This is a genomic window from Jiella sonneratiae (genome assembly GCF_017353515.1).
Lineage (GTDB): Bacteria > Pseudomonadota > Alphaproteobacteria > Rhizobiales > Rhizobiaceae > Jiella > Jiella sonneratiae.
In genome coordinates this window covers 206,025-228,337 of record NZ_JAFMPY010000001.1, presented here as the reverse complement: position 1 = coordinate 228,337, position 22,313 = coordinate 206,025, and the positions used below count along the sequence as shown (strand labels likewise).

Annotated in this window: 22 protein-coding genes and 1 tRNA gene; 19 read left to right on the top strand and 4 right to left on the bottom strand. The window is 67.0% G+C overall.

Annotated elements, in window-relative coordinates:
- Positions 1–114: 114 nt before the first annotated feature.
- Together J1C47_RS00980 and J1C47_RS00975 are read right to left on the bottom strand one after the other, a co-directional pair.
- On the bottom strand, positions 115–1,164 hold the full coding sequence (locus J1C47_RS00980; RefSeq protein WP_207348844.1) for an agmatinase: 1,050 nt from the start codon (positions 1,162–1,164) through the stop codon (positions 115–117).
- Positions 1,161–2,393, bottom strand: a complete 1,233-nt coding sequence (locus J1C47_RS00975) for an aminotransferase (protein ID WP_207348843.1) — start codon at positions 2,391–2,393, stop codon at positions 1,161–1,163. The genes J1C47_RS00980 and J1C47_RS00975 overlap by 4 nt, the downstream gene beginning before the upstream one ends.
- 514 nt (positions 2,394–2,907) lie before the next feature.
- Here J1C47_RS00975 and J1C47_RS00970 point away from each other — a divergent pair.
- Positions 2,908–2,984: transfer RNA gene (locus tag J1C47_RS00970), tRNA-Asp, on the top strand.
- A 154-nt stretch (positions 2,985–3,138) separates the two neighbouring features.
- Here J1C47_RS00970 and J1C47_RS00965 read toward each other — a convergent pair.
- Positions 3,139–4,311 (bottom strand): COG3904 family protein, encoded by a 1,173-nt coding sequence (locus J1C47_RS00965; protein WP_207348842.1) that lies wholly within the window; start codon positions 4,309–4,311, stop codon positions 3,139–3,141.
- 195 nt (positions 4,312–4,506) lie between these two features.
- Positions 4,507–4,821: a hypothetical protein gene (locus J1C47_RS00960; RefSeq protein WP_207348841.1), complete on the bottom strand. Its 315-nt coding sequence runs from the start codon at positions 4,819–4,821 to the stop codon at positions 4,507–4,509.
- A 310-nt stretch (positions 4,822–5,131) separates the two neighbouring features.
- Here J1C47_RS00960 and J1C47_RS00955 point away from each other — a divergent pair, with 310 nt between their 5' ends.
- The 18 genes from J1C47_RS00955 (at position 5,132) to nuoN (ending at position 22,313) form a co-directional block, all read left to right on the top strand.
- Entirely contained in the window at positions 5,132–5,497 is a 366-nt protein-coding gene (locus tag J1C47_RS00955; RefSeq protein WP_207348840.1) for an NADH-quinone oxidoreductase subunit A, read from the top strand.
- The gene (locus J1C47_RS00950; RefSeq protein WP_210382200.1) at positions 5,488–6,078 is read left to right on the top strand and encodes a NuoB/complex I 20 kDa subunit family protein; all 591 of its coding nucleotides are present in this window, start codon (positions 5,488–5,490) and stop codon (positions 6,076–6,078) included. Before J1C47_RS00955 ends, J1C47_RS00950 begins: the two co-directional genes overlap by 10 nt.
- Before the next feature lie 209 nt (positions 6,079–6,287).
- On the top strand, positions 6,288–6,872 hold the full coding sequence (locus tag J1C47_RS00945; RefSeq protein WP_425354527.1) for an NADH-quinone oxidoreductase subunit C: 585 nt from the start codon (positions 6,288–6,290) through the stop codon (positions 6,870–6,872).
- Positions 6,873–6,887: 15 nt separating this feature from the next.
- Positions 6,888–7,325, top strand: coding sequence for a GFA family protein (locus tag J1C47_RS00940; protein ID WP_207348838.1), 438 nt, complete (start codon positions 6,888–6,890; stop codon positions 7,323–7,325).
- Entirely contained in the window at positions 7,318–8,508 is a 1,191-nt protein-coding gene (locus J1C47_RS00935) for an NADH-quinone oxidoreductase subunit D (RefSeq protein ID WP_207348837.1), read from the top strand. The genes J1C47_RS00940 and J1C47_RS00935 overlap by 8 nt, the downstream gene beginning before the upstream one ends.
- A gap of 36 nt (positions 8,509–8,544) precedes the next feature.
- Complete coding sequence (locus J1C47_RS00930; protein ID WP_207348836.1) at positions 8,545–9,111, top strand: Uma2 family endonuclease; 567 nt, start codon at positions 8,545–8,547, stop codon at positions 9,109–9,111.
- 126 nt (positions 9,112–9,237) lie between these two features.
- Positions 9,238–10,701, top strand: coding sequence for an NADH-quinone oxidoreductase subunit NuoE (gene nuoE, locus J1C47_RS00925; RefSeq protein WP_207348835.1), 1,464 nt, complete (start codon positions 9,238–9,240; stop codon positions 10,699–10,701).
- The gene (nuoF, locus tag J1C47_RS00920; protein WP_207348834.1) at positions 10,701–12,005 is read left to right on the top strand and encodes an NADH-quinone oxidoreductase subunit NuoF; all 1,305 of its coding nucleotides are present in this window, start codon (positions 10,701–10,703) and stop codon (positions 12,003–12,005) included. The genes nuoE and nuoF overlap by 1 nt, the downstream gene beginning before the upstream one ends.
- Positions 12,006–12,016: 11 nt before the next feature.
- Positions 12,017–12,268: a hypothetical protein gene (locus J1C47_RS00915; protein ID WP_207348833.1), complete on the top strand. Its 252-nt coding sequence runs from the start codon at positions 12,017–12,019 to the stop codon at positions 12,266–12,268.
- Positions 12,269–12,270: 2 nt separating this feature from the next.
- Positions 12,271–14,346, top strand: coding sequence for an NADH-quinone oxidoreductase subunit NuoG (gene nuoG, locus J1C47_RS00910; protein ID WP_207348832.1), 2,076 nt, complete (start codon positions 12,271–12,273; stop codon positions 14,344–14,346).
- A 13-nt stretch (positions 14,347–14,359) separates the two neighbouring features.
- Entirely contained in the window at positions 14,360–15,415 is a 1,056-nt protein-coding gene (nuoH, locus tag J1C47_RS00905; protein WP_207348831.1) for an NADH-quinone oxidoreductase subunit NuoH, read from the top strand.
- Positions 15,412–15,624 carry a hypothetical protein gene (locus tag J1C47_RS00900; protein ID WP_207348830.1) on the top strand — a complete coding sequence of 71 codons (213 nt, stop codon included), beginning with the start codon at positions 15,412–15,414 and terminating at the stop codon, positions 15,622–15,624. The genes nuoH and J1C47_RS00900 overlap by 4 nt, the downstream gene beginning before the upstream one ends.
- Before the next feature lie 22 nt (positions 15,625–15,646).
- A complete protein-coding gene (gene nuoI, locus J1C47_RS00895; RefSeq protein WP_207348829.1) occupies positions 15,647–16,138 on the top strand; it encodes an NADH-quinone oxidoreductase subunit NuoI in 492 nt (163 codons plus the stop codon).
- A 105-nt stretch (positions 16,139–16,243) separates the two neighbouring features.
- Complete coding sequence (locus J1C47_RS00890) at positions 16,244–16,861, top strand: NADH-quinone oxidoreductase subunit J (RefSeq protein WP_207348828.1); 618 nt, start codon at positions 16,244–16,246, stop codon at positions 16,859–16,861.
- 20 nt (positions 16,862–16,881) lie between these two features.
- Entirely contained in the window at positions 16,882–17,190 is a 309-nt protein-coding gene (gene nuoK, locus J1C47_RS00885; RefSeq protein ID WP_207348827.1) for an NADH-quinone oxidoreductase subunit NuoK, read from the top strand.
- Between the two features lie 5 nt (positions 17,191–17,195).
- On the top strand, positions 17,196–19,211 hold the full coding sequence (gene nuoL, locus J1C47_RS00880; RefSeq protein WP_207348826.1) for an NADH-quinone oxidoreductase subunit L: 2,016 nt from the start codon (positions 17,196–17,198) through the stop codon (positions 19,209–19,211).
- On the top strand, positions 19,211–20,725 hold the full coding sequence (locus J1C47_RS00875; protein WP_207348825.1) for an NADH-quinone oxidoreductase subunit M: 1,515 nt from the start codon (positions 19,211–19,213) through the stop codon (positions 20,723–20,725). The genes nuoL and J1C47_RS00875 overlap by 1 nt, the downstream gene beginning before the upstream one ends.
- 145 nt (positions 20,726–20,870) lie before the next feature.
- Positions 20,871–22,313 (top strand): NADH-quinone oxidoreductase subunit NuoN, encoded by a 1,443-nt coding sequence (gene nuoN / locus J1C47_RS00870; RefSeq protein WP_207348824.1) that lies wholly within the window; start codon positions 20,871–20,873, stop codon positions 22,311–22,313.

Genomic DNA, 22,313 nt, shown 5'->3' with positions numbered 1-22,313 from the left:
TTTCACGATGTCCTGCCGCCGACCTCCAGGCGTGACGGAGCCCGATCGCGAAGCTTTGCCTTCGCGGTCGGGTTGCCTGTTTCGAAGGCGGGCCCGACCCCACCCCCGCCGCGCTCAGCGACCGGCGAGCGCCGGCGACAGCCGGGCGAGGCTGAGCAGCTCGAACAGCATCTGTGCGCCGGCATGGGCGGTGTTGGTGGTCGCATCGTATTGCGGGGCGACCTCGACGACGTCGCCGCCTGCCATCGCGAGGCCGGCGAGCCCGCGCAGGATCGCCTGGGCCTCGCGGGTCGAAAGTCCGCCGATCTCCGGCGTCCCGGTGCCGGGGGCGAAGGCGGGGTCGAGGCTGTCGATGTCGAAGGAGAGGTAGAAGGGGCGCGCGCCGACGACGGACCGTGCCCGCGCGACGATGGCGGCGATGCCGAGTTCCGCCACCTCCTCGGCGTGGATGACCGTCATGCCGCTCTCGTAGGAGAATTCCCAGAGATATTCCGACGAACCGCGAATGCCGATCTGGATGGTGCGCTCCGGGTCGAGGACGCCGTCGAGCACCGCCTGGCGGAACGGGCCACCGTGATGGAACTTGCAGCCGTCGAAGGGGCCCGACGTGTCGCAATGCGCGTCGATGTGGATCATCCCCAGCGGTTCGCCGGCGCCGAGCGCCCTGAGGATCGGCAGCGAGATCGAATGATCGCCGCCGACGAAGAGCGGCAGCACGCCGGCCGCCCGGATCGCCGCGGCCGTCCTTTCGATGTCCTGGTGCGAGGTGGAAAGATCGAAGCGCGAGCGGAACGGCACGTCGCCGATGTCGGCGACGGCGACCTCGTGCGTCGGCATGGTCTTGAGCACGTGGTTGTAGGGCCCGACTCGCTCCATGCTCCTGAGCGCCCGCGGGCCGAAGCGCGAGCCGTTGCGGTTGGTGACGCCGAGGTCCATCGGAACGCCGAGCATCGCGATTTTCAGATCGCCGAAGTCGGGCGCCGTCCAGTCGATCGGCCGGTACGGCACGTCCAGCAATGTCGGCAGGCCGGCATAGGGCGCGACGCGGGTGCCTTTCGGATCGAACAGATGGCCTGCGACGGCCGCGAAACCCGCGTCGTAGATGCGGCGCTCGTTGTCGCCGCCGAAGCGTTGCCGCAGCGCGGCGAGCTTTTCCTCGGTCATGGGTGAGAACCTTCCCCGTCTCGTCGTCCGTGCGAAGGGCCTGCCGCTGGCTCCGCCGTCCGAAAGCCTGCCAGCCGCCGCATCGTCGCCCGGATGCCGTCTTCGCCGACATTGGCGAAGGCGATCCGCAGATGCTCGTCCTGGCCCGGCCCGAAGAACGAGCCGGGCAGCGTCAGGATGCCGGCCTCGCGCGCCAGATCGGCGGCGACGCTCTCGGCGCTCCGGCCGGGCCAGGGATGCCGCACATAGGCGAAATAGGCGCCGATCTGGTCGAGGCGCCAGCCGGGCACCGCGGCGATCGCCTCCTCGAACAGCCGGGCCCGTCCGGCGATGGTCGCGGCGTTGGCGGCACGGAATTCCGCCAGCGCGTCGATCGCCCAGGCGAGCGCGGCCTGCGGCGGCCGGGGCGCGCAGATCTGCATGCAGTCGAGGACCTTCTCGATCTCCGCCGCGATCGCACCGCCGAGGATCATCGCCCCCGTCCGGTGGCCGGGGATCGCATAGGCCTTGGAGAAGGAATAGAGCCCGATCAGATTGGTCTCGGCCCGTGCTTCGCCGTAAAGACCGTGCGGCGGCCCCGCCTCGGGCGGCAGATAGTCCCGATAGGTTTCGTCGAGGACGACGTAGAGGCCCCGGCGCACCGCGATCCTGAACAGCGCGGCGAGAAGCTCCGGCGGATAGACCGCACCGGTCGGGTTGTTCGGACTGACGAGGACGAGGGCCTTGGTGCGATCGTCGATCATCGCCTCGAAGGCCGCCGGATCGGGCAGGAAGCCGTCGGCGGCGGCGGTCGGCAGCGCCCGCTTCTCGATGCCGAGCATGTCGAGGGTCATCTGGTGGTTGAAGTACCAGGGCGTCGGCAGGATGACCGCGTCGCCGGCGCCGGCGACCGCGATCATCGCGGCGAAGAAGGCCTGATTGCAGCCGGCGGTCACGGCGATCTGGCCGGCCTCGATCCGGGCGCCGTAGATCGCCGAAACATGCGCCGCATAGGCCGCGCGCAGCGCCGCGTCGCCGAGGATCTCGCCGTAGCGGGCGGCCTCCGGGCTCGCCGCCGCGGCGGCGAGGCGGGCGGCGAGTTCGGCCGGCGGCGCATGTTGGGGCACCGCCTGGCTGCAGTTGATCAGCGGCCCGTGGCGGCCGCCATAGCCCGCCGCCCAACGCGCGACATGCGGGATCGGCGGGGCCGCGACGGCCGAAAGAAGGGGATTGGACCGGGGAGGCGTCACGCGCTTGCCTTCTCCTGAAGCGAGGTTGCGGTTCTCTGCCGGTGCGGCCCGGCGCCGTGGCCGTCGAAGCGACCGCCGCGGACGACGCGCGCCGGAGCCGACGGAAGCCACCGCATCAAACGGTGATCGCCCGCTGCACCGGCGTGACAGATATCCCCGATCGGCGGCCCGTCATAGACGAGGTCTGCGGAAAACCGGATCCCGCCGCGTGTCCGAACGCTCCTCTCCGGTCAACCGGCGCCTCGGCGCCGCCGCGGACTTCGACGAGACGATGCGCCGGCAATGGACGGCGGCCCCATGAAGACGACGCGCCCGAGCCGCGATTCGCCGGCTTCGGCCGGTTCCGTCCTGCCAAGAGACGCCCTCACGTGGCGGAAAAGCCGGCGAGCCGAGGGGTTTTCGGCGCTTTCGTGTCGCCGCCGCGGCGGCTTCGACGAAGCGGCGCGACTGTCGCTTGACAGAGCCCGAGCTTCTCCGTAAACGACCGCCTCACAAGCCGCTTCGGCGGCCAAGCGCGGGTGTAGCTCAGTCGGTTAGAGTGCCGGCCTGTCACGCCGGAGGTCGCGGGTTCGAGCCCCGTCACTCGCGCCATTTTCTGCCTATCGTCTTCTGCCCATCGTCATATCGCCGACGCCGCTCTTCCGGCCTCCCGGGCCCGTTGACGGCATTCGCCGTGGTGCGATCGTCTTCCGCCGGCCGTCCCCGTTTGGCATGCTCCGGCTCGCCGTCGTGTCCTTCCGATCCGTCAAAAGCGCGGGCCGTCGCCCTGCAGCGTCATGGCCGGCGCCGGCAGGCCGAAAGAGGGGTTGCCACTTGCCGCCGACGCCCGCCCGACTCCCATCGGCTTCGTGAGCAACGACGTCGCGGGGGGCAGGCGAGCCACCGAACCGCTCTGCTGCGTCCCGTCGCGCTGCGCTGCGACCTCTTCTTCCGGTAAGCTCTTCGCCGCAAAGTTCGGCGGCTCCTGCGGCAGTTTCATCACAGGCGGCGGAAGCCTGATCGCCGCCTTGCCGACCGCAGTCCCGGCGAGCGGAATGCCGAGCCTCGACGACGGCGCCTGCCGGGCATCCGCGCCGGTCCCGGCCTCGGACCCGCCATCGGCGTCCGGCCCGGCGTTCCGGCCCTCGAGCACCGACGGCTTGGAACCCGTCGCCGCAAAGCGCGGCAGTCCCGGCGACAGCGTCATCTGCGGCGGCGGAAGCCTGATCGCCGCTTTGGCGACCGAAGTCTCGACGGCGGGAGAGCGGTCGACCGGTGGGGGCGCGCCTCCGGCATCCGCGCCGGCCCGCGCCCCGGGACCGTTCCCGGTATCGATCCCAGCATTCCGGTCGGCGAGCACCGGCAGGGCGAGAGCTTCCGCGCCGGCGGTCTCGATCTTCAGGCGCAGCAATTCGTCGCGGCTGAAGATATGCATCTGGTCGGCCGGCGTCGCCAGCAGGATGCGGAGGATCTCCGGCGCATGGCCGTTGCGGCTGAGGAAGTCGACGACCTCCGACAGGGCCAGCTGCGCCGCGGCGACGTCGCTCGACGACGAGGTCAGCTGGTGCACCCCGAGCCTTCCGCGTGCCTGGCGGACGGCGCCGCCGAGAAACACATAGGCGCAGGAGGAAAAGCAGACGGCTTCCTCGGGGATGACCGTGGTGAAGCGATTCTCGCTGACGGCGTCGGCGATCTGCAGCGCGATGATCGGGTTGCCGCCCGGGCTGTTGACGACGAGGATGCGCGCGGCGGGCGCCGCCCGCCGCGCCCGGTTGAATTCCAGTCCCGAGCGCGTGTCGATGACGCCGTCGAGGCGGATGACCTGCGGTGCGGCGCCGTCGATCGTGAACGGGCCGAAGCTCTGCGTCTGCGCCGCTGCGGGCACCGCCGTCAGGGCGAGCGCCAGCGCCAGGATCGAGGCTGCACGGGCTCCGGTCATCCGCATCCATCCATCCGTCGTCGCGACGCCATGCCGCCTGCCGGCCCGGCGAGGCGCCCATGCGCCAAGCCGCAGAGGCTTTCGACGACAATAGCACCGAATCGGGCGATCGCATGCCCGCCGGCGCCACCTGCCGGCGACCGCCAGTCCGGACCGCTTGCCCCCGCCGGTCTGACGCCGCCTGAGCCGGTCGGATCAGATGCCGGAGCCCTGTTCCTCGAAATCCGCCTCGTCGGCCGGAGCCGGCAGATCGACCATGCCGGATCGCGCCGTCGGTTCCGGCCATGGCATCCAGGCCACGAGTTCGTCCTCGTCGTAGGTGACGAGCCCGTCCGGCCCCATGTCGGTCGCGACCCATTGCCGCTCGCTGGTGCCGCGCACGGTCTGGTAACGCACGGTATCGACCTCGGCAGGGCCCTGTTCGCCGCCGCGCACGGTGACGAGAATGCGCTCGCCGGTTCGCTTTGCGCTGGCCATCGCCAGCCAGCCGCCCTTGTCCGAATCCGTCATGCCGTGGTCTCCCCGTCTCGCCATTGCGGTGCTTCTCAATGCCCAGCATCCTTGCGGCGATGCCGCCGCGCTTGCAAGCGGGGGCCGTGCCGCGTCGCTAACGCATTGCGTTGAAAGGCAGAAATGCTGTCCGCCGCGGTCGGGTCGATCGTCGGTGGGGCCTTGCTAAGGAGAACTCCTTGCACCAATTCCAAGAAGGGGATAACCCTCGCCGCATTGCGGGATGGCGGGGCGCCGGCCCGATGGCCGATCCCTTTGGCGGCGGCACGTTCCCTGCCATTTCGACCGTCACCGAGGATGAAAGAGTCCGATGAGCGCACTCCTCGCTTCCTATCTGCCGATCGTCATCTTCGTCGGCGTCGCGCTGGTTCTCGGCCTGGCGCTTCTCGTGTCGCCCTTCCTGCTCGCCTTCAAGGCGCCGGACGACGAGAAGCTCTCGGCGTACGAATGCGGCTTCGACGCCTTCGACGACTCGCGCATGAAGTTCGACGTGCGCTTCTACCTGGTCTCGATCCTGTTCATCATCTTCGATCTCGAGGTCGCCTTCCTGTTTCCCTGGGCCGCGAGCTTCGGGACGCTGGGCTGGTTCGGCTTCTGGTCGATGATGGTCTTCCTCGGCGTCTTGACGGTCGGCTTCATCTACGAATGGAAGAAAGGCGCATTGGAATGGGATTGATCATCGACGGCAAGCCGTCCGCGGCGCTCGCTCCCGAAGCGGGGACCGGCGCCGGCCTCGCGCCGGGCCAGCCGATCGCCCGGAGCAACGATCCCTTCGTCACCGAGATCAACGAGGAACTTGCCGACAAGGGCTTTCTCGTCACCTCCACCGACGAGCTGATTCAGTGGGCCCGCACCGGCTCGCTGATGTGGATGACCTTCGGTCTCGCCTGCTGTGCGGTGGAGATGATGCAGGTCTCGATGCCGCGCTACGACGTCGAGCGCTTCGGCTTCGCGCCGCGCGCCTCACCGCGCCAGTCGGACGTGATGATCGTCGCCGGCACGCTGACCAACAAGATGGCCCCGGCGCTGCGCAAGGTCTACGACCAGATGCCGGAGCCGCGCTACGTCATCTCGATGGGCTCCTGCGCCAATGGCGGCGGCTACTATCATTATTCCTACGCGGTGGTTCGCGGCTGCGACCGGGTGGTCCCCGTCGACGTCTACGTGCCTGGCTGTCCGCCGACGGCCGAGGCGCTGCTCTACGGCATCCTGCTCCTGCAGAAGAAGATCCGCCGCACCGGCACCATCGAGCGCTAGTGGATCGAATTCGGCATTCGAACCCCTCGCGGGCGAGGCGTCGTATCGAATGTCAGATTCGAAGACCACCAGGGCGCATGATCGCGGACGCGGCGGACAGCTTCGTCGCCGCGATCATGGCAAGCAACGAGACAGGACCCGCATGCGACCGGAGCTGACAGCACCCCGCTCGGAAAGGCCACTTCATGCGTGATTTCGCGACAAGAGACATGGCCGACTACCTGGCCGAAACGCTCGGCGAAAAGATCGCCTCGAGCGAGCACCGCTTCGGCGAACTGACCCTTGTGGTCGCGCCCGAGGACGTCGTCCGGGTGATGACCATCCTGCGGGACGATCCGCAGACCCAGTTCGTCAATCTCATCGACGTCTGCGGGGTCGACTATCCGGGCCGCGAGAAGCGCTTCGAGGTCGTCTATCACCTTCTTTCGCCGCGCCAGAACCAGCGCGTGCGCGTCAAGGTGCGCACGGCCGAGGACGATCCGGTGCCGTCGCTCTCGGACGTCTTCCCGGCGGCCGACTGGTTCGAGCGGGAGACCTACGACCTCTACGGCATCCTCTTCACCGGCCATCCCGACCTTCGCCGCATCCTGACCGACTACGGTTTCGAGGGTCACCCGATGCGCAAGGACTTCCCGCTGACCGGCTTCGTCGAGGTCCATTACGACGAAGAGAAGAAGCAGGTGGTCTACGAACCGGTCGAACTGCGCCAGGAATTTCGCAACTTCGACTTTCTCTCGCCCTGGGAAGGCACGGAATACGTGCTGCCCGGCGACGAGAAGGCGAAACGCCAGTAGAGACGGAGAGACGCGATGGCTCTGAAGCGACTTCAGGCGAAATGCCTCTGCGGCGGCGTCAGGATCGACGCCGATCTCGAAACCCAGGACGTCGGCGTCTGCCATTGCGACACCTGCCGGCGCTGGGCCGGCGGTCCCCTGATGGCGGTGGAGGCGTCCGAGAACGTCATCGTCGCCGGGACGGATTCGCTCGGCATCTACGAGTCCTCCGGCTGGGGCGAGCGGGGCTTCTGCACGACCTGCGGCTCGACGCTGTTCTGGCGCTCCAAGGACGCCTCGCATTACGCGATCTCGGCGATGGCCTTCGACGACCTGACCGAGGCGGTGCTCACCAAGGAAATCTTCATCGACTCCAAGCCCGACTGGTACGCGCTGGCCGGCGACAGGACGACGATGACCGGGGCGGAATTCCTCGCCCAGTTCGCCTCCGAAGAGGACAAGCCGAATGGCTGAGATCGACGTCCGCAACTTCAACATCAATTTCGGCCCGCAGCACCCGGCGGCGCACGGCGTGCTGCGCCTCGTGCTGGAGCTCGACGGCGAGATCGTCGAACGCGTCGACCCGCATATCGGCCTGCTGCACCGCGGCACCGAGAAGCTGATCGAGCACAAGACCTATCTCCAGGCGATTCCCTATTTCGACCGGCTCGACTACGTCGCGCCGATGAACCAGGAACATGCCTTCTGCATGGCCATCGAGCGGCTGGCGGGCGTCACCGTGCCGAAGCGCGGCCAGCTGATCCGGGTGCTTTATTCCGAGATCGGGCGCATCCTGTCGCACATCCTCAACGTCACCACCCAGGCGATGGACGTCGGCGCGCTGACCCCGCCGCTCTGGGGGTTCGAGGAGCGCGAGAAGCTGATGGTCTTCTACGAGCGCGCCTCCGGCTCGCGCATGCATGCGGCCTATTTCCGGCCGGGCGGCGTCCATCAGGACCTGTCGCAGAAGCTCGTCGACGACATCGGCGCCTGGTGCGATCCGTTCCTCAAGGTCTGCGACGACCTCGAGGAACTCCTCACCGACAACCGCATCTTCAAGCAGCGCAACGTCGACATCGGCGTCGTCCAGCTGGAGGACGCCTGGGCGATGGGCTTTTCCGGCGTCATGGTCCGGGGCTCGGGCGCGGCCTGGGATCTCAGGAAGTCGCAGCCCTACGAGTGCTACGACGAGATGGACTTCGACATCCCGATCGGCAAGAACGGCGACTGCTACGACCGCTACCTGATCCGCATGGTCGAGATGCGGGAAGCGACGCGCATCATGAAGCAGTGCGTCGAGCGGCTTTCGAGCACCGAGAAGGACGGCCCGGTCTCCGCCACGGAGGGCAAGGTGGTGCCGCCGAAGCGCGGCCAGATGAAGCGCTCCATGGAAGCGCTGATCCACCACTTCAAGCTCTACACCGAGGGCTTCCACCTGCCGGAAGGCGAGGTCTACGCCGCCGTGGAGGCCCCGAAGGGCGAATTCGGCGTCTATCTCGTCTCCGACGGTACCAACAAGCCTTACCGCTGCAAGATCCGCGCGCCGGGCTTTGCCCATCTGCAGGCGATGGACGTCATCTGCAAAGGGCATATGCTGGCCGACGTCTCGGCGATCCTCGGCACGCTGGACATCGTGTTCGGCGAGGTCGACCGCTGAGGCCGCGCGGGGCCCGGCACGTGATAGGCTGAGGACATGACCATCGAAGCCGCGCAGACCGACAGGATGACCGCCGAGGCGTTCTTCGCCTGGGCCGCGACGTGGGGCGACGGCGAGCGCTACGAGCTCGTCGAAGGCGTGCCGCTGCGGCTGCAGTCGGAGCGAATCAGCCATGCGGAGACGAAGTTCGCCGTCGTGGCTGCGTTGAAGACGGCGCTGCGGGACGCCGGCTCCGATTGCAGCGCCTTCATCGACGGCATCGGCGTCAGGGTGGACGAGTTCACCGTGCGGGAGCCCGATGCCCTCGTCCATTGCGGGCCCTACGACGCCGACGACGTCTTCGCGTCCAATCCGGTCGTCGTGGTCGAGGTGGTCTCGCCGTCGAGCGCCCGAACCGATACGACCCGCAAGCTGATCGACTACTTCGCCGTACCCTCGATCCTCCATTACCTCATCGTCTATGGCGGCGACGGGCGGGTGATCCACCACCGCCGCGCTTCTTCCGACGGCGAGATCGTCACGAAAATCCTCGGCCGGGACGGCGTTCTCGACCTCAATCCGCCCGGCATTTCCATCGACGTGGAAAGCTTCCTCGGCGCCTGAACGACCACCTCGACGGTGGCCGCGAAAGCGCCAAAACCTCGCGCGGCACGGCACTGGCCTTTTGGCCGTCTTGTGATAGAACGCGCCGCAACATCGCTTGTTGAACCGCTCTAAGATAGAGGTCCGATGTCTGTCAGACGTCTCGCGGAAGAGGCCGTGCAACCCGCCGGCTTCGCGTTTACCGAAGAGAACGCCGCTTGGGCTGAAGCGACGATCAGGAAATACCCGGAAGGTCGCCAGCAGTCTGCCGTCATCCCGCTGCTGATGCGTGCCCAGGATCAGGACGGCTGGGTCACCAAGGCGGCGATCGAGCATGTCGCCGAGATGCTCGACATGCCGCTGATCCGCGTGCTGGAGGTCGCGACCTTCTACACCCAGTTCCAGCTCAATCCCGTCGGGACGCGGGCGCATGTCCAGGTCTGCGGCACGACGCCCTGCATGCTGCGCGGCGCCGAGGATCTCAAGGCCGTCTGCCGCAAGAAGATCAATGCCGAGCAGTTCCACCGCAACGATGCGGGGACGCTGTCCTGGGAAGAGGTCGAGTGCCTCGGCGCCTGCGTCAACGCCCCGATGGTGATGATCTTCCAGGACACCTACGAGGATCTGACGCCGGAGCGGCTCGAGGAGATCATCGATCTGTTCGAGTCCGGCCGCGGCGGCGAAGTGAAGCCGGGCCCGCAGAACGGGCGGCATCTCTCAGCGCCCCTCGGCGGCCTCACCAGCCTGACCGGCGACTATGACGACGTCGTCGAGGAAGAGCCTCGTTCGACCTCGCACGGGCCGGCCAACGGCGCCTCCTATCAGGGCATCGGAGCCGGCGAGGCGACCTCGACGCCTCCCTCCAAGGCCGGCCGCCCGGACACCCAGGCCGCCGAAAGCGATCCGAGCCTCGTTTCGCCCGGCAAGGCCGCCGACGGCAACGCCGATCAGGCCAGCGAGGACCGCGAGAGCGGCGACCTCGCGGCGAAGGGACACCGTCCCGGTGCCGGCCAGGAAGGCGGCACACGCCAGGGGTCGACGGACGCCGAGGCCGGCAACGTTCCCGACAAGGTAGACGCCAAGACCGGCGGCGACTTCCGCAGGGCCGAGGCGGCCGCCGAGGACGCGGTGATACCCGCCGACCGGCAACTCGACGACGGCACCGGCGGCCAGCCGGGCAGGCTCGCTTCCGGCGAGACCCCCGGCGAGGTCCTCGCCAATACCGGCGGCGACCTCACCGAGGGCATGCGGACCGAGACCTCCGACGTGACGCCGGGCCCGGCCCATTCCGATCACTTCGAGAGCCGGGCGGAGGCGGCCCCGTCCGAGGAAAGGCCCGGCGACAAGCCGTCGGATCTCCTTTCGGAGCCGACGGGCGAGAAGGACGACCTCAAGGAGATCCGCGGCATCGGGCCGGTGATCGAGAGCAAGCTGAACGAACTCGGCGTGTTCCATTTCTGGCAGATCGCGCAGTGGCGCGAGACCGAGCTGATCTGGATCGACGACTTCCTGAATTTCCGCGGCCGTGCGGTGCGCGAGCAATGGATCGAGCAGGCGAGGGATCTGCAGGCCGGATCTCGGAGCTCCGCCGAGGGTGAAGGAGAGGCGTGATGCTTCAGGACAAGGACCGGATCTTCACCAACATCTACGGCCTTCGCGACAAGAGCCTGAAGGCGGCGATGAAGCGCGGCCATTTCGACGGCACCGCCGACATCATCGGCAAGGGGCGCGACTGGATCATCAACGAGATGAAGGCCTCGGGCCTCAGAGGGCGTGGCGGCGCAGGCTTCCCGACCGGCCTCAAATGGTCCTTCATGCCGAAGGAAGTCGGCGAGCGGCCGCATTATCTCGTCGTCAATGCCGACGAATCCGAGCCCGGGACCTGCAAGGACCGGGAGATCATGCGCAACGATCCGTTCACGCTGATCGAGGGCTGCATCATCGCCGGTTTCGCGATGGGCGCCCACGCCGCCTACATCTACATCCGGGGTGAATATGTCCGCGAGCGCCAGGCGCTGCAGCGGGCGATCGACGAGTGCTACGAAGAAGGCCTTCTCGGCGCCGACAACAAGTGCGGCTGGGACTACGACATCGTCGTCCATCACGGCGCCGGCGCCTATATCTGCGGCGAGGAGACGGCGCTGCTCGAAAGCCTCGAGGGCAAGAAGGGCCAGCCGCGCCTCAAGCCGCCGTTCCCCGCCAATGTCGGCCTCTACGGCTGCCCGACGACGGTCAACAACGTCGAATCCATTGCCGTCGCGCCGACCATCCTCAGGCGCGGCGGCGGGTGGTTCGCCGGCATCGGACGGCAGAACAACACCGGCACCAAGCTCTTCTGCATCTCCGGCCACGTCGAGCAGCCCTGCACCGTCGAAGAGGCGATGGGCATCTCGTTCCGCGAGCTGATCGAGAAGCATTGCGGCGGCATCCGCGGCGGCTGGGACAATCTCCTCGCGGTGATCCCCGGCGGCTCCTCCGTGCCGCTGGTGCCCGGCGCCGACATCGTCGATGCGCCGATGGATTTCGACGGCCTGCGCGACATCAAGACCTCGCTCGGCACCGCCGCGGTCATCGTCATGGACAAGTCCACCGACATCGTGAAGGCGATCGCCCGCATCTCGTATTTCTACAAGCACGAGAGCTGCGGCCAGTGCACGCCCTGCCGCGAAGGCACCGGCTGGATGTGGCGCGTCATGGAGCGCATGGCGACCGGCCACGCCCAGAAGCGCGAGATCGACATGCTGCTCGACGTGACCAAGCAGGTCGAGGGCCACACGATCTGCGCCCTCGGCGACGCGGCGGCCTGGCCGATCCAGGGTCTGGTACGGCACTTCCGCGCCGAGATCGAGCGCCGCATCGACGAATATTCGCACAACGCCCACGAGGTGCGTCCGGTGCTCGAGGCGGCGGAGTAGGAGCGGGAGCGATGGCGGACGAGCCGGACAATCTGGTGCTGCAGCTGCTTCGGGAGATCCGATCGACGCTCTCGGAGCATTCCGATCAGTTCAAACTCGTCGGCAAGCGGCTCGACCACATCGACCAGCGGCTCGAGGAAGTCCACGAGACGCTTTACACCGTCGCCGGCGCCGCGGTGCACGCAAATGTCCGTCACGACACCGTGGCGGAGCGGTTGAAGACGCTGGAAGAGCGCGTCTCCCGGCTGGAAGAGAAAGCCTGATCATGACCAAGCTGAAAGTCGACGGCAACGAGGTCGAGGTCCCGGACCACTACACGCTGCTGCAGGCGGCGGAGGAGGCGGGCGCCGAAATTCCGCGCTTCTGCTTCCACGAGCGGCTGTCGATCGCCGGCAACTGCCGCATGTGCCTGATCGAGGTCAAGGGCGGACCGCCGAAGCCCGCTGCCTCCTGCGCCATGGGCGTGCGCGACCTGCGTCCCGGCCCGAACGGCGAACTGCCGGAGATCTTCACCAACACGCCGATGGTGAAGAAGGCCCGCGAGGGCGTGATGGAGTTCCTGCTGATCAACCATCCGCTCGACTGCCCGATCTGCGATCAGGGCGGCGAGTGCGACCTGCAGGACCAGGCGATGGCCTATGGCGTCGACAGTTCGCGCTACAAGGAGAACAAGCGCGCCGTCGAGGACAAGTATATCGGCCCGCTGGTGAAGACGATCATGACGCGCTGCATCCACTGCACGCGCTGCGTCCGCTTCACCACCGAGGTCGCCGGCATCTCCGAGCTCGGCCTCGTCGGCAGAGGCGAAGACGCCGAGATTACCACCTTCCTCGAACAGGCGATGACCTCCGAGCTGCAGGGCAACGTCATCGACCTCTGCCCGGTCGGCGCGCTGACCTCGCGGCCCTATGCCTTCCAGGCCCGGCCGTGGGAACTGACCAAGACCGAGACCGTCGACGTCATGGACGCGGTCGGCTCGGCGATCCGCGTCGACACCCGCGGCCGCGAGGTGCTCCGCATCCTGCCCCGGGTCAACGACGCGGTGAACGAGGAGTGGATCTCCGACAAGACCCGCTTCGTCTGGGACGGGCTTCGCACCCAGCGCCTCGACCGGCCCTATGTCCGCCGTGACGGCAGGCTCCAGCCGGCGAGCTGGCAGGAAGCCTTCGCCGCGATCCGGGCGAAGGTCGACGAGACCGCGCCCGAGAGGATCGGCGCCGTCGCCGGCGATCTCGCCGCCGTCGAGGAGATGTATGCGCTGAAGCAGCTGATGGCGAAGCTCGGCTCGACCTCCATCGACTGCCGCCAGGACGGCGCCCGGCTCGACCCTGCGAACGGCCGCGGCAGCTATCTCTTCAACTCGACGATCGCCGGCATCGAGGATGCCGACGCGCTGCTGATCATCGGCGCCAATCCGCGCTTCGAGGCGGCGGTGCTCAACGCCCGCATCCGCAAGCGCTGGCGCCTGGGCGGGTTCCCGATCGGCGTGATCGGCGAGAACGCCAATCTGCGCTACGACTACACCTATCTCGGCGCCGGCACCGACACGCTTTCCGACGTCGCGCGGGCGAGCCAGGGCTTCTTCGACGCGCTGAAGAACGCCGCCCGGCCGATGGTCATCGTCGGCTCCGGCGCGATTTCCGGCGAGAACGGCGCCGGCGTCCTCGCCGCGGCGGCTGCGCTCGCCCGCGAGATCGGCGCCTTCGCCGAGGGCTGGAACGGCTTCAACGTCCTCCACACGGCAGCGAGCCGCGTCGGCGGCCTCGACATCGGCTTCGTCCCGGGCGAGGGCGGCAAGACCTTCGCGGAAATGGCCGCGGGCGACGTCGACGTCCTGTTCAATCTCGGCGCCGACGAGGTCGACATCGCGGCGGGGCCGTTCGTCGTCTATGTCGGGACCCATGGCGACCGCGGCGCGCATCGCGCCGACGTCATCCTGCCGGGCGCGGCCTATACCGAAAAGGACGCGACCTTCGTCAATCTCGAGGGCAGGGCGCAGGTCGCCTCCCGCGCCGCCTTCCCTCCGGGCGACGCACGCGAGGACTGGGCGATCGTGCGGGCGCTGTCGGCGGTGCTCGGCAAGACGCTCGGCTTCGACTCGCTTGCCGCACTGCAGCGAGACCTGTATCAGTCGCACCCGCTGATGCGGACGGACCGCGTCGAGCCTTCCGGCCACGACGACATCCTCAGGCTTGCGGAAGGGGCGGGCTCGCTCGCCGACGCGCGGCTCGCCTCGAAGCTCGGGGACTTCTACCTGACCAACCCGATCGCCCGGGCGTCGAAGGTGATGGCCGAGTGCTCGCGGCTCGCGGGCGCCGAGAAACTCGAAGCAGCGGAATAAGGACCGGGGGATCGTGACGGACTTCTTCTCAATCTATGTCTGGCCGGCGCTGATCATCCTGGGGCAGAGCGTGCTCTTCCTCGTCGTCCTGCTGGTGCTCATCGCCTACATCCTGCTCGCCGACCGCAAGATCTGGGCCGCCGTACAGCTGCGGCGCGGGCCGAACGTCGTCGGGCCCTTCGGCCTCTTCCAGTCCTTCGCCGACCTGCTGAAGTTCGTCCTCAAGGAACCCGTCGTTCCGGCAAGTTCCGACAAGGTGGTGTTCCTGCTGGCGCCGCTGATCGCGGTGACGCTGGCGCTCGCGACCTTCGCGGTGGTGCCGGTCGCCAACGGCTGGGTCATCGCCAACATCAACATCGGCATCCTCTACGTCTTCGCCATCTCCTCGCTCGAGGTCTACGGCGTGATCATGGGAGGCTGGGCCTCCAACTCGAAATACGCCTTCCTCGGGGCGCTGCGCTCGGCGGCGCAGATGGTGTCCTACGAGGTCTCGATCGGCTTCGTCATCGTCACCGTGCTCCTGTGCGTCGGCTCGCTCAATCTCACCGACATCGTGATCTCCCAGTCCGCCGGCCTCGGCACGATGATCGGCCTGCCGAACACCTTCCTCGACTGGCACTGGCTGAGCCTCTTCCCGATGTTCGTCGTGTTCTTCATCTCGGCGCTCGCCGAGACGAACCGGCCGCCCTTCGACCTGCCGGAGGCGGAGTCGGAGCTGGTCGCCGGCTTCATGGTCGAATACGGCTCGACCCCGTACATGATGTTCATGCTCGGCGAATATGCGGCCATCACGCTGATGTGCTGCCTGACGACGATCCTCTTCCTCGGCGGGTGGCTGCCGCCGTTCAACTTCGTGCCCTTCACCTGGGTGCCGGGGGTGATCTGGTTCGTGCTCAAGGCCGGGCTCGTCTTCTTCATGTTCGCGATGGTGAAGGCCTTCGTGCCGCGCTACCGCTACGACCAGCTGATGCGCCTCGGCTGGAAGGTCTTCCTTCCGCTGTCGCTCGCCATGGTCGTGATCGTCGCCTTCGTGCTGCAGCTCACCGGCTGGGGCGCCGCCGGCGCATGATCGTCGATCCCCCGATCGTCGGTGCTCTCCTCGGCCTGGTCGTCGGCGTCGCCGATCTCTTCGTCATCGGCCAGGTGATGGCGCGGATGAAGCGGGAGCGGCCGTCCGAACGGCTCGGCGCGATGACGGCGCTGAACGTCGCGCGGGTCGCGCAACTGATTTTGTTTCCGGTGATGGGCTGGTTCGTCGGCCAGGCCTTCGCCTCCTGAGACGACAAGGGAAAGTGGACCCATGTCCCAGATTGCCCAGACGGTTCGCTCGCTGTTCCTCATCGAGTTCGTCAAGGCCATGGCGCTGTCGATGCGCTATTTTTTCAAGCCGAAGGCGACCCTGAACTATCCCTTCGAAAAGGGGCCGGTCAGCCCGCGCTTTCGCGGCGAGCACGCCCTGCGCCGCTATCCCAACGGCCAGGAACGCTGCATCGCCTGCAAGCTCTGCGAGGCGATCTGCCCGGCCCAGGCGATCACCATCGAGGCCGGTCCGCGGCGCAACGACGGTACCCGCCGCACCATCCGCTACGACATCGACATGGTGAAGTGCATCTATTGCGGCTTCTGCCAGGAGGCGTGCCCGGTGGATGCGATCGTCGAGGGGCCGAACTTCGAGTTCGCCACCGAGACCCGCGAAGAACTCTATTACGACAAGGCGAAGCTGCTCGCCAACGGCGACCGCTGGGAGCGCGAGCTCGCCCGCAACATTGCGCTCGACGCGCCCTACCGCTAATCGGCAGGCGCTGCGACGCACGGGGACCGGCCGACGAGTCGGCCGGGAACTTGAAGATCGACGCGGCCTTCGCGCCGCCGACCGGAACATGAGGGGAGCCCGAGAATGCTCGGCCTTCAGGCATTCTTTTTCTACATCTTCGCCTTCGTGGCGGTCGGAGCGGCCCTCATGGTCGTGTTCTCGCGGAATCCGGTCCATTCGGTCCTGTTCCTGATCCTGACCTTCGTCGCGGCTGCCGGGCTCTTCCTGCTCGCGGGCGCCGAGTTCCTCGCGCTCATCCTCATCGTCGTCTATGTCGGCGCGGTGGCGATCCTCTTCCTCTTCGTCGTGATGATGCTCGATCTCGACTTCGGCCAGATGAAGAAGGGGGCGCTGAAATACGCCCCCTTCGGCCTGATCATCGGCCTCGTCCTGCTCGCCGAGCTGATCATCGCCGGCACCGGCAGCGTCTACCACCCCGAGCTCGCCCGCTCGACGGCGATGCCGATGCAGTCGCTCTACGAGATGTCGAACATCCGCGCGCTGGGGACGGTGCTCTACACCCGCTACATACTCTTCTTCCAGATCGCCGGCCTGATCCTCTTCGTCGCCATGGTCGGGGCGATCGTCCTGACGCTGCGCCACAAGCCGGGCCTCAAGCGCCAGTCGATCCCGGCGCAGGTCGCCCGCAACCCGGCGACGGCGATCGAGATCCGCAAGGTCGAGAGCGGCCAGGGCATCTGACGGACAAGGAACCGGAAATCATGGAAATCGGTCTGGGCCATTACCTGACAGTCGCCGCGATCCTCTTCGTCACGGGGGTCTTCGGCATCTTCATGAACCGCAAGAACATCATCACCATCCTGATGTCGGTGGAGCTGATCCTGCTGTCGGTCAACATCAACATGGTGGCCTTCTCGGCCTTCCTCGGCGATCTCGTCGGCCAGGTCTTCGCCCTGTTCATCCTGACCGTCGCCGCGGCCGAGGCCGCCATCGGTCTCGCCATTCTCGTCGTCTTCTTCCGCAATCGCGGCTCGATCGCCGTCGACGACGTCAACACGATGAAAGGCTGATCGCGGTGTACACGATCATCGTCCTCCTGCCGCTCGCGGGCTTCCTGATCGCCGGGCTGTTCGGCAAGTCGATCGGCGCGAAGGCCTGCGAATACACGCTCTCGGGCTTCATGGTCGTGGCCGCGATCCTGTCCTGGATCGCGTTCCTCTCCTTCGGCTTCGGCGAGGGCGAGACGCTGCGCGTGCCGCTGCTGCAGTGGATGCAGTCCGGCGGCCTCGACGTCGCATGGTCGCTCAGGATCGACCGGCTGACGCTGGTGATGCTGATCGTCGTCAACACCGTCTCCTGCCTGGTGCACGTCTACTCGATCGGCTACATGCACCACGATCCGCACCGGCCGCGCTTCTTCGCCTATCTGTCGCTCTTCACCTTCGCCATGCTGATGCTGGTGACGTCGAACAACCTCGTCCAGATGTTCTTCGGCTGGGAGGGCGTCGGCCTCGCCTCCTATCTCCTGATCGGCTTCTGGTACAAGAAGCCCTCGGCCAACGCCGCGGCGATGAAGGCCTTCATCGTCAACCGCGTCGGCGACTTCGGCTTCGCGCTCGGCATCTTCGGCGTCTTCGCCCTGTTCGGTTCGGTCAATTTCGACACGATCTTCGCCGGCGCGGCGGACGTCGCCGCCAGTCTCGGCGGCGGGGCGGGGCACGAGGCGGCCGCTGCGGGTGCCCAGGCGGCCGCGCACGGGGCCGGCGACGTCGTCCTCAACTTCGCCGGCTACGCGCTGACCATGGGCGGCGCGCTGACCGTCGTCTGCCTGCTTCTGTTCATGGGCGCCATGGGCAAGTCGGCGCAGCTCGGCCTGCACACCTGGCTGCCGGACGCGATGGAGGGCCCGACCCCGGTCTCGGCCCTGATCCACGCCGCGACCATGGTGACCGCCGGCGTCTTCATGCTGGCGCGCATGTCGCCGCTGTTCGAGCTGTCGCCCTCGGCGCTCACCTTCGTCACCTTCATCGGCGCGACGACCGCCTTCTTCGCCGCGACCGTCGGCCTCGTCCAGAACGACATCAAGCGCGTCATCGCCTATTCGACCTGTTCGCAGCTCGGCTACATGTTCGTCGCGCTCGGCGTCGGCGCCTACGGCCCGGCGATCTTCCACCTGTTCACCCACGCCTTCTTCAAGGCGCTCCTGTTCCTCGGGGCCGGGTCGGTCATCCACGCCGTTTCCGACGAGCAGGACATGCGGCGCATGGGCGGCCTTCGGAACCACATCCCGAAGACCTACTGGATGATGGTGATCGGCACGCTGGCGCTGACCGGCTTTCCCTTCACCGCCGGCTACTATTCGAAGGACGCGATCATCGAGGCGGCCTTCGCCGCCCACAATTCCTTCGCGCTCTACGGCTGGGGCATGACGGTCATCGCCGCGGCGCTGACGAGCTTCTATTCCTGGCGCCTGATCTTCCTCACCTTCCACGGCAAGCCCCGCGCCTCGGCCGACGTGATGCATCACGTCCACGAGTCGCCGATGGTGATGCTGGTGCCGCTGTTCGTCCTCGCGGCGGGCGCGCTGTTCGCCGGCTTCGTCTTCGAGCACGCCTTCATCGGCGAGGGCTACGGCGAGTTCTGGCACGCCGCGCTCTACAGCGGCGCGGAGAACCACGTCCTCCACGACATGCACGAGACGCCCTTCGGCATCGCCATCCTGCCGACGCTCTGCATGGTGGCCGGCTTCGCGGTGGCCTACGTCTTCTACATCGCCCGGCCGAACGTCGCGAAGGAGACCGCGCGGCGTAACCGCGGCCTCTATCTCTTCCTGCTCAACAAGTGGTACTTCGACGAGCTCTACGACTTCCTGTTCGTCCAGCCCGCCCAGCGCCTCGGCCGCTTCCTCTGGAAGACCGGCGACGGCAAGGTCATCGACGGCTTCGGGCCGGACGGCGTCTCGGCCCGCGTCATGGACGTCACCGGCCGGGTCGTGCGGCTGCAGAGCGGCTATCTCTACCACTACGCCTTCGCGATGCTGATCGGCGTTGCCGCGCTGGTCACCTGGATGATGCTCGGGGGAGCAAGCTGATGACCGACTGGCCGATCCTTTCGACCGTCACCTTCCTGCCGCTCGTCGGCGCGCTGCTCATCCTCTTCATCAAGGACGACAACGAGCTCGCCCGGCGCAACGTGCGCAACGTCGCGCTGCTGACGGCGGTCTTCACCTTCATCCTGTCGCTGTGGATCTGGATCGACTTCGATCCCTCCGATCCCGGCTTCCAGATGGTCGAGAAGTCCGACTGGATCGGCGGCAACATCACCTACCACATGGGCGTCGACGGTATCTCGATGCTGTTCGTGATCCTCAACATCTTCCTGATGCCCATCTGCATCCTGGCGAGCTTCGAGTCCGTCAAGGTACGGGTGAAGGACTACATGATCGCCTTCCTGGTGCTCGAGACGCTGGTCACCGGCGTCTTCTGCTCGCTCGATCTCGTCCTGTTCTACATCTTCTTCGAGGGCGGCCTCATCCCGATGTTCCTGATCATCGGCGTGTGGGGGGGCAAGCGTCGCATCTATGCGAGCTACAAGTTCTTCCTCTACACCTTCCTCGGCTCGGTGCTGATGCTCGTCGCCATCATGGGGATGTACTGGAACGCCGGCACCACCGCCATTCCGGAGCTTCTCCAGCACAAGTTCCCGGCCGAGATGCAGACGTGGCTTTGGCTCGCCTTCTTCGCCTCCTTCGCGGTGAAGATGCCGATGTGGCCGGTCCACACCTGGCTGCCGGATGCCCACGTCGAGGCGCCGACCGCCGGGTCGGTCATCCTCGCCGGCATTCTCCTGAAGCTCGGCGGTTACGGCTTCCTGCGCTTCTCGCTGCCGATGTTCCCGCTTGCCTCGGCCGACTTCGCGCCCTTCGTCTTCACCCTGTCGGTGGTCGCGATCATCTACACCTCGCTGGTGGCGATGATGCAGGAGGACATCAAGAAGCTGATCGCCTATTCGTCGGTCGCCCACATGGGCTTCGTGACCATGGGCATCTTCGCCGCCAACCAGCAGGGCGTGCAGGGGGCAATCTTCCAGATGCTCTCGCACGGCCTCGTCTCGGGCGCGCTGTTCCTCTGCGTCGGCGTCGTCTACGACCGTATGCACACCCGCGAGATCGCCGCCTATGGCGGTCTGGTCAACCGGATGCCGCACTACGCCGTGGTGATGCTGATCTTCACCATGGCGAATGTCGGCCTGCCGGGGACCAGCGGCTTCGTCGGCGAGTTCCTGACGCTGCTCGCCGTCTATCAGGTCAACACCTGGGTGGCGATCTTCGCGACGACGGGCGTCATCCTTTCCGCCGGCTATGCGCTGTGGCTCTACCGCCGGGTGATCTTCGGCGCCCTCGAGAAGGAGAGCCTGCGCTCGATCCTCGACCTTTCCGGTCGCGAGAAGCTGCTGCTCTACCCGCTGGTCGCGCTGGTCATCTTCTTCGGCGTCTATCCGATGCCGGTGTTCGACGTGACCGCCGCCTCGGTCGAGACGCTGGTGAAGAGCTACACGGCGGCGCTCGAGACCGCGACGCCGGGCACGGTCGCCGCGCTGAACTGACGATGCCCTGGCGGGGCGGCCAGCGCCCCGCACGATAGGCCATGGCGGGGCGGCCAGCGCCCCGCGCGATAGAACGAACGATCTTTGCCGCCTGCCGGCCCTCGGCCGGGCAGGGGCCCAACAGAAATTTCGAGGCCAGCCGCCCATGATGCCCGATTTGCTCTCCAGCAGCCTCGCGATCGCCGCGCCGGAACTCATCATGTCGGTCGGCGCGATGATCCTTTTGATGATCGGCGTCTTCATGGGCGAGAAGAGCTCGCAGACGGTGACCGGGCTCTCCGTCGCGGTGATCATCATCGCGGCGCTGTGGCTGATCCTGGTGACGCCGACCGGCGTGGCCTTCGGCGGCTCCTTCGTGCTCGATCCCTTCGCCCGCTTCATGAAGATCCTGGTGCTCGTCGGCTCGGCCGCCGCGGTCGTCATGTCGGTCGGCTTCGCCGAGAGCGAGCGCTTCAACCGTTTCGAGTTCCCGGTGCTGGTGCTGCTGTCGACCACCGGCATGATGGTCATGGTCTCCGCCGGCGACATGATCGCCCTCTATCTCGGCCTCGAACTGCAGTCGCTGGCGATCTACGTCCTTGCGGCCATCAATCGCGACAGCGTCCGCTCGACCGAGGCGGGACTGAAATATTTCGTCCTCGGCGCCCTGTCCTCCGGCATGCTGCTCTACGGCGCCTCGATGGTCTACGGCTTCACCGGCCACATCGAGTTCACCCAGATCTCCGAGGTCGTCGCCGACAGCGGTCGCTCGCTCGGTCTCCTCGTCGGCATCGTCTTCGTGCTCGCGGGCCTTGCCTTCAAGATTTCGGCGGTGCCGTTCCACATGTGGACGCCGGACGTCTACGAAGGCGCGCCGACGCCGATCACAGCCTTCCTCGCCGGCGCGCCGAAGGTGGCGGCGATGGCGCTGATCACCCGCTTCACCATCCAGGGCTTCGAGCCGCTTTCCGGCCAGTGGCAGCAGGTCATCGTGTTCATCTCCATCGCCTCGATGGTGTTCGGCGCCTTCGCCGCGATCGGCCAGCACAACATCAAGCGGCTGATGGCCTATTCGTCGATCGCGCATATGGGCTACGCGCTGGTCGGCCTCGCCGCCGCCAATCCGGAGGGCGTGCGCGGCGTCCTGATCTACATGACCGTCTATCTGATGATGACGCTCGGCACCTTCGCCGTCATCCTGGCCATGCGTCGCCGCGACGGCATGGTCGAGGAGATCGATGACCTCGCGGGCCTGTCCCAGACCAATCCGATGATGGCCCTCTTCCTGACGGTGATGATGCTGTCGCTCGCCGGCCTGCCGCCGCTCGCGGGTTTCGTCGCCAAGTACTTCGTCTTCATGGCGGCAGTGCATGCAGGACTCTGGCCGCTGGCGATCATCGGCGTCCTCGCCTCGGTGGTCGGCCTCTACTACTACCTGCGCCTGGTCAAGGTGATGTGGTTCGACGAGCCGGCAGAGGCCTTCGTGCCGATGGCGATCGAGCTGAGGGCCGTGCTGTGGGTGACGGGGCTCGTCGTCTTCCCGGCCTACATCTTCCTCGGCGGTCCGGTCTTCGAGGCGGCCGAGGCCGCGGCCAGAACCTTCTTCTGA

Bases quoted from the DNA above. Each gene is read 5' to 3' on its own strand.
- J1C47_RS00980 (WP_207348844.1), bottom strand. From the start codon at position 1,164: ATGACCGAGGAAAAGCTCGCCGCGCTGCGGCAACGCTTCGGCGGCGAC.
- J1C47_RS00965 (WP_207348842.1), bottom strand. From the start codon at position 4,311: ATGACCGGAGCCCGTGCAGCCTCGATCCTGGCGCTGGCGCTCGCCCTG.
- J1C47_RS00960 (WP_207348841.1), bottom strand. From the start codon at position 4,821: ATGACGGATTCGGACAAGGGCGGCTGGCTGGCGATGGCCAGCGCAAAG.
- J1C47_RS00955 (WP_207348840.1), top strand. From the start codon at position 5,132: ATGAGCGCACTCCTCGCTTCCTATCTGCCGATCGTCATCTTCGTCGGC.
- J1C47_RS00950 (WP_210382200.1), top strand. From the start codon at position 5,488: ATGGGATTGATCATCGACGGCAAGCCGTCCGCGGCGCTCGCTCCCGAA.
- J1C47_RS00945 (WP_425354527.1), top strand. From the start codon at position 6,288: ATGGCCGACTACCTGGCCGAAACGCTCGGCGAAAAGATCGCCTCGAGC.
- J1C47_RS00940 (WP_207348838.1), top strand. From the start codon at position 6,888: ATGGCTCTGAAGCGACTTCAGGCGAAATGCCTCTGCGGCGGCGTCAGG.
- J1C47_RS00935 (WP_207348837.1), top strand. From the start codon at position 7,318: ATGGCTGAGATCGACGTCCGCAACTTCAACATCAATTTCGGCCCGCAG.
- J1C47_RS00930 (WP_207348836.1), top strand. From the start codon at position 8,545: ATGACCATCGAAGCCGCGCAGACCGACAGGATGACCGCCGAGGCGTTC.
- nuoE (WP_207348835.1), top strand. From the start codon at position 9,238: ATGTCTGTCAGACGTCTCGCGGAAGAGGCCGTGCAACCCGCCGGCTTC.
- nuoF (WP_207348834.1), top strand. From the start codon at position 10,701: ATGCTTCAGGACAAGGACCGGATCTTCACCAACATCTACGGCCTTCGC.
- J1C47_RS00915 (WP_207348833.1), top strand. From the start codon at position 12,017: ATGGCGGACGAGCCGGACAATCTGGTGCTGCAGCTGCTTCGGGAGATC.
- nuoG (WP_207348832.1), top strand. From the start codon at position 12,271: ATGACCAAGCTGAAAGTCGACGGCAACGAGGTCGAGGTCCCGGACCAC.
- J1C47_RS00900 (WP_207348830.1), top strand. From the start codon at position 15,412: ATGATCGTCGATCCCCCGATCGTCGGTGCTCTCCTCGGCCTGGTCGTC.
- nuoI (WP_207348829.1), top strand. From the start codon at position 15,647: ATGTCCCAGATTGCCCAGACGGTTCGCTCGCTGTTCCTCATCGAGTTC.
- J1C47_RS00890 (WP_207348828.1), top strand. From the start codon at position 16,244: ATGCTCGGCCTTCAGGCATTCTTTTTCTACATCTTCGCCTTCGTGGCG.
- nuoK (WP_207348827.1), top strand. From the start codon at position 16,882: ATGGAAATCGGTCTGGGCCATTACCTGACAGTCGCCGCGATCCTCTTC.
- J1C47_RS00875 (WP_207348825.1), top strand. From the start codon at position 19,211: ATGACCGACTGGCCGATCCTTTCGACCGTCACCTTCCTGCCGCTCGTC.
- nuoN (WP_207348824.1), top strand. From the start codon at position 20,871: ATGATGCCCGATTTGCTCTCCAGCAGCCTCGCGATCGCCGCGCCGGAA.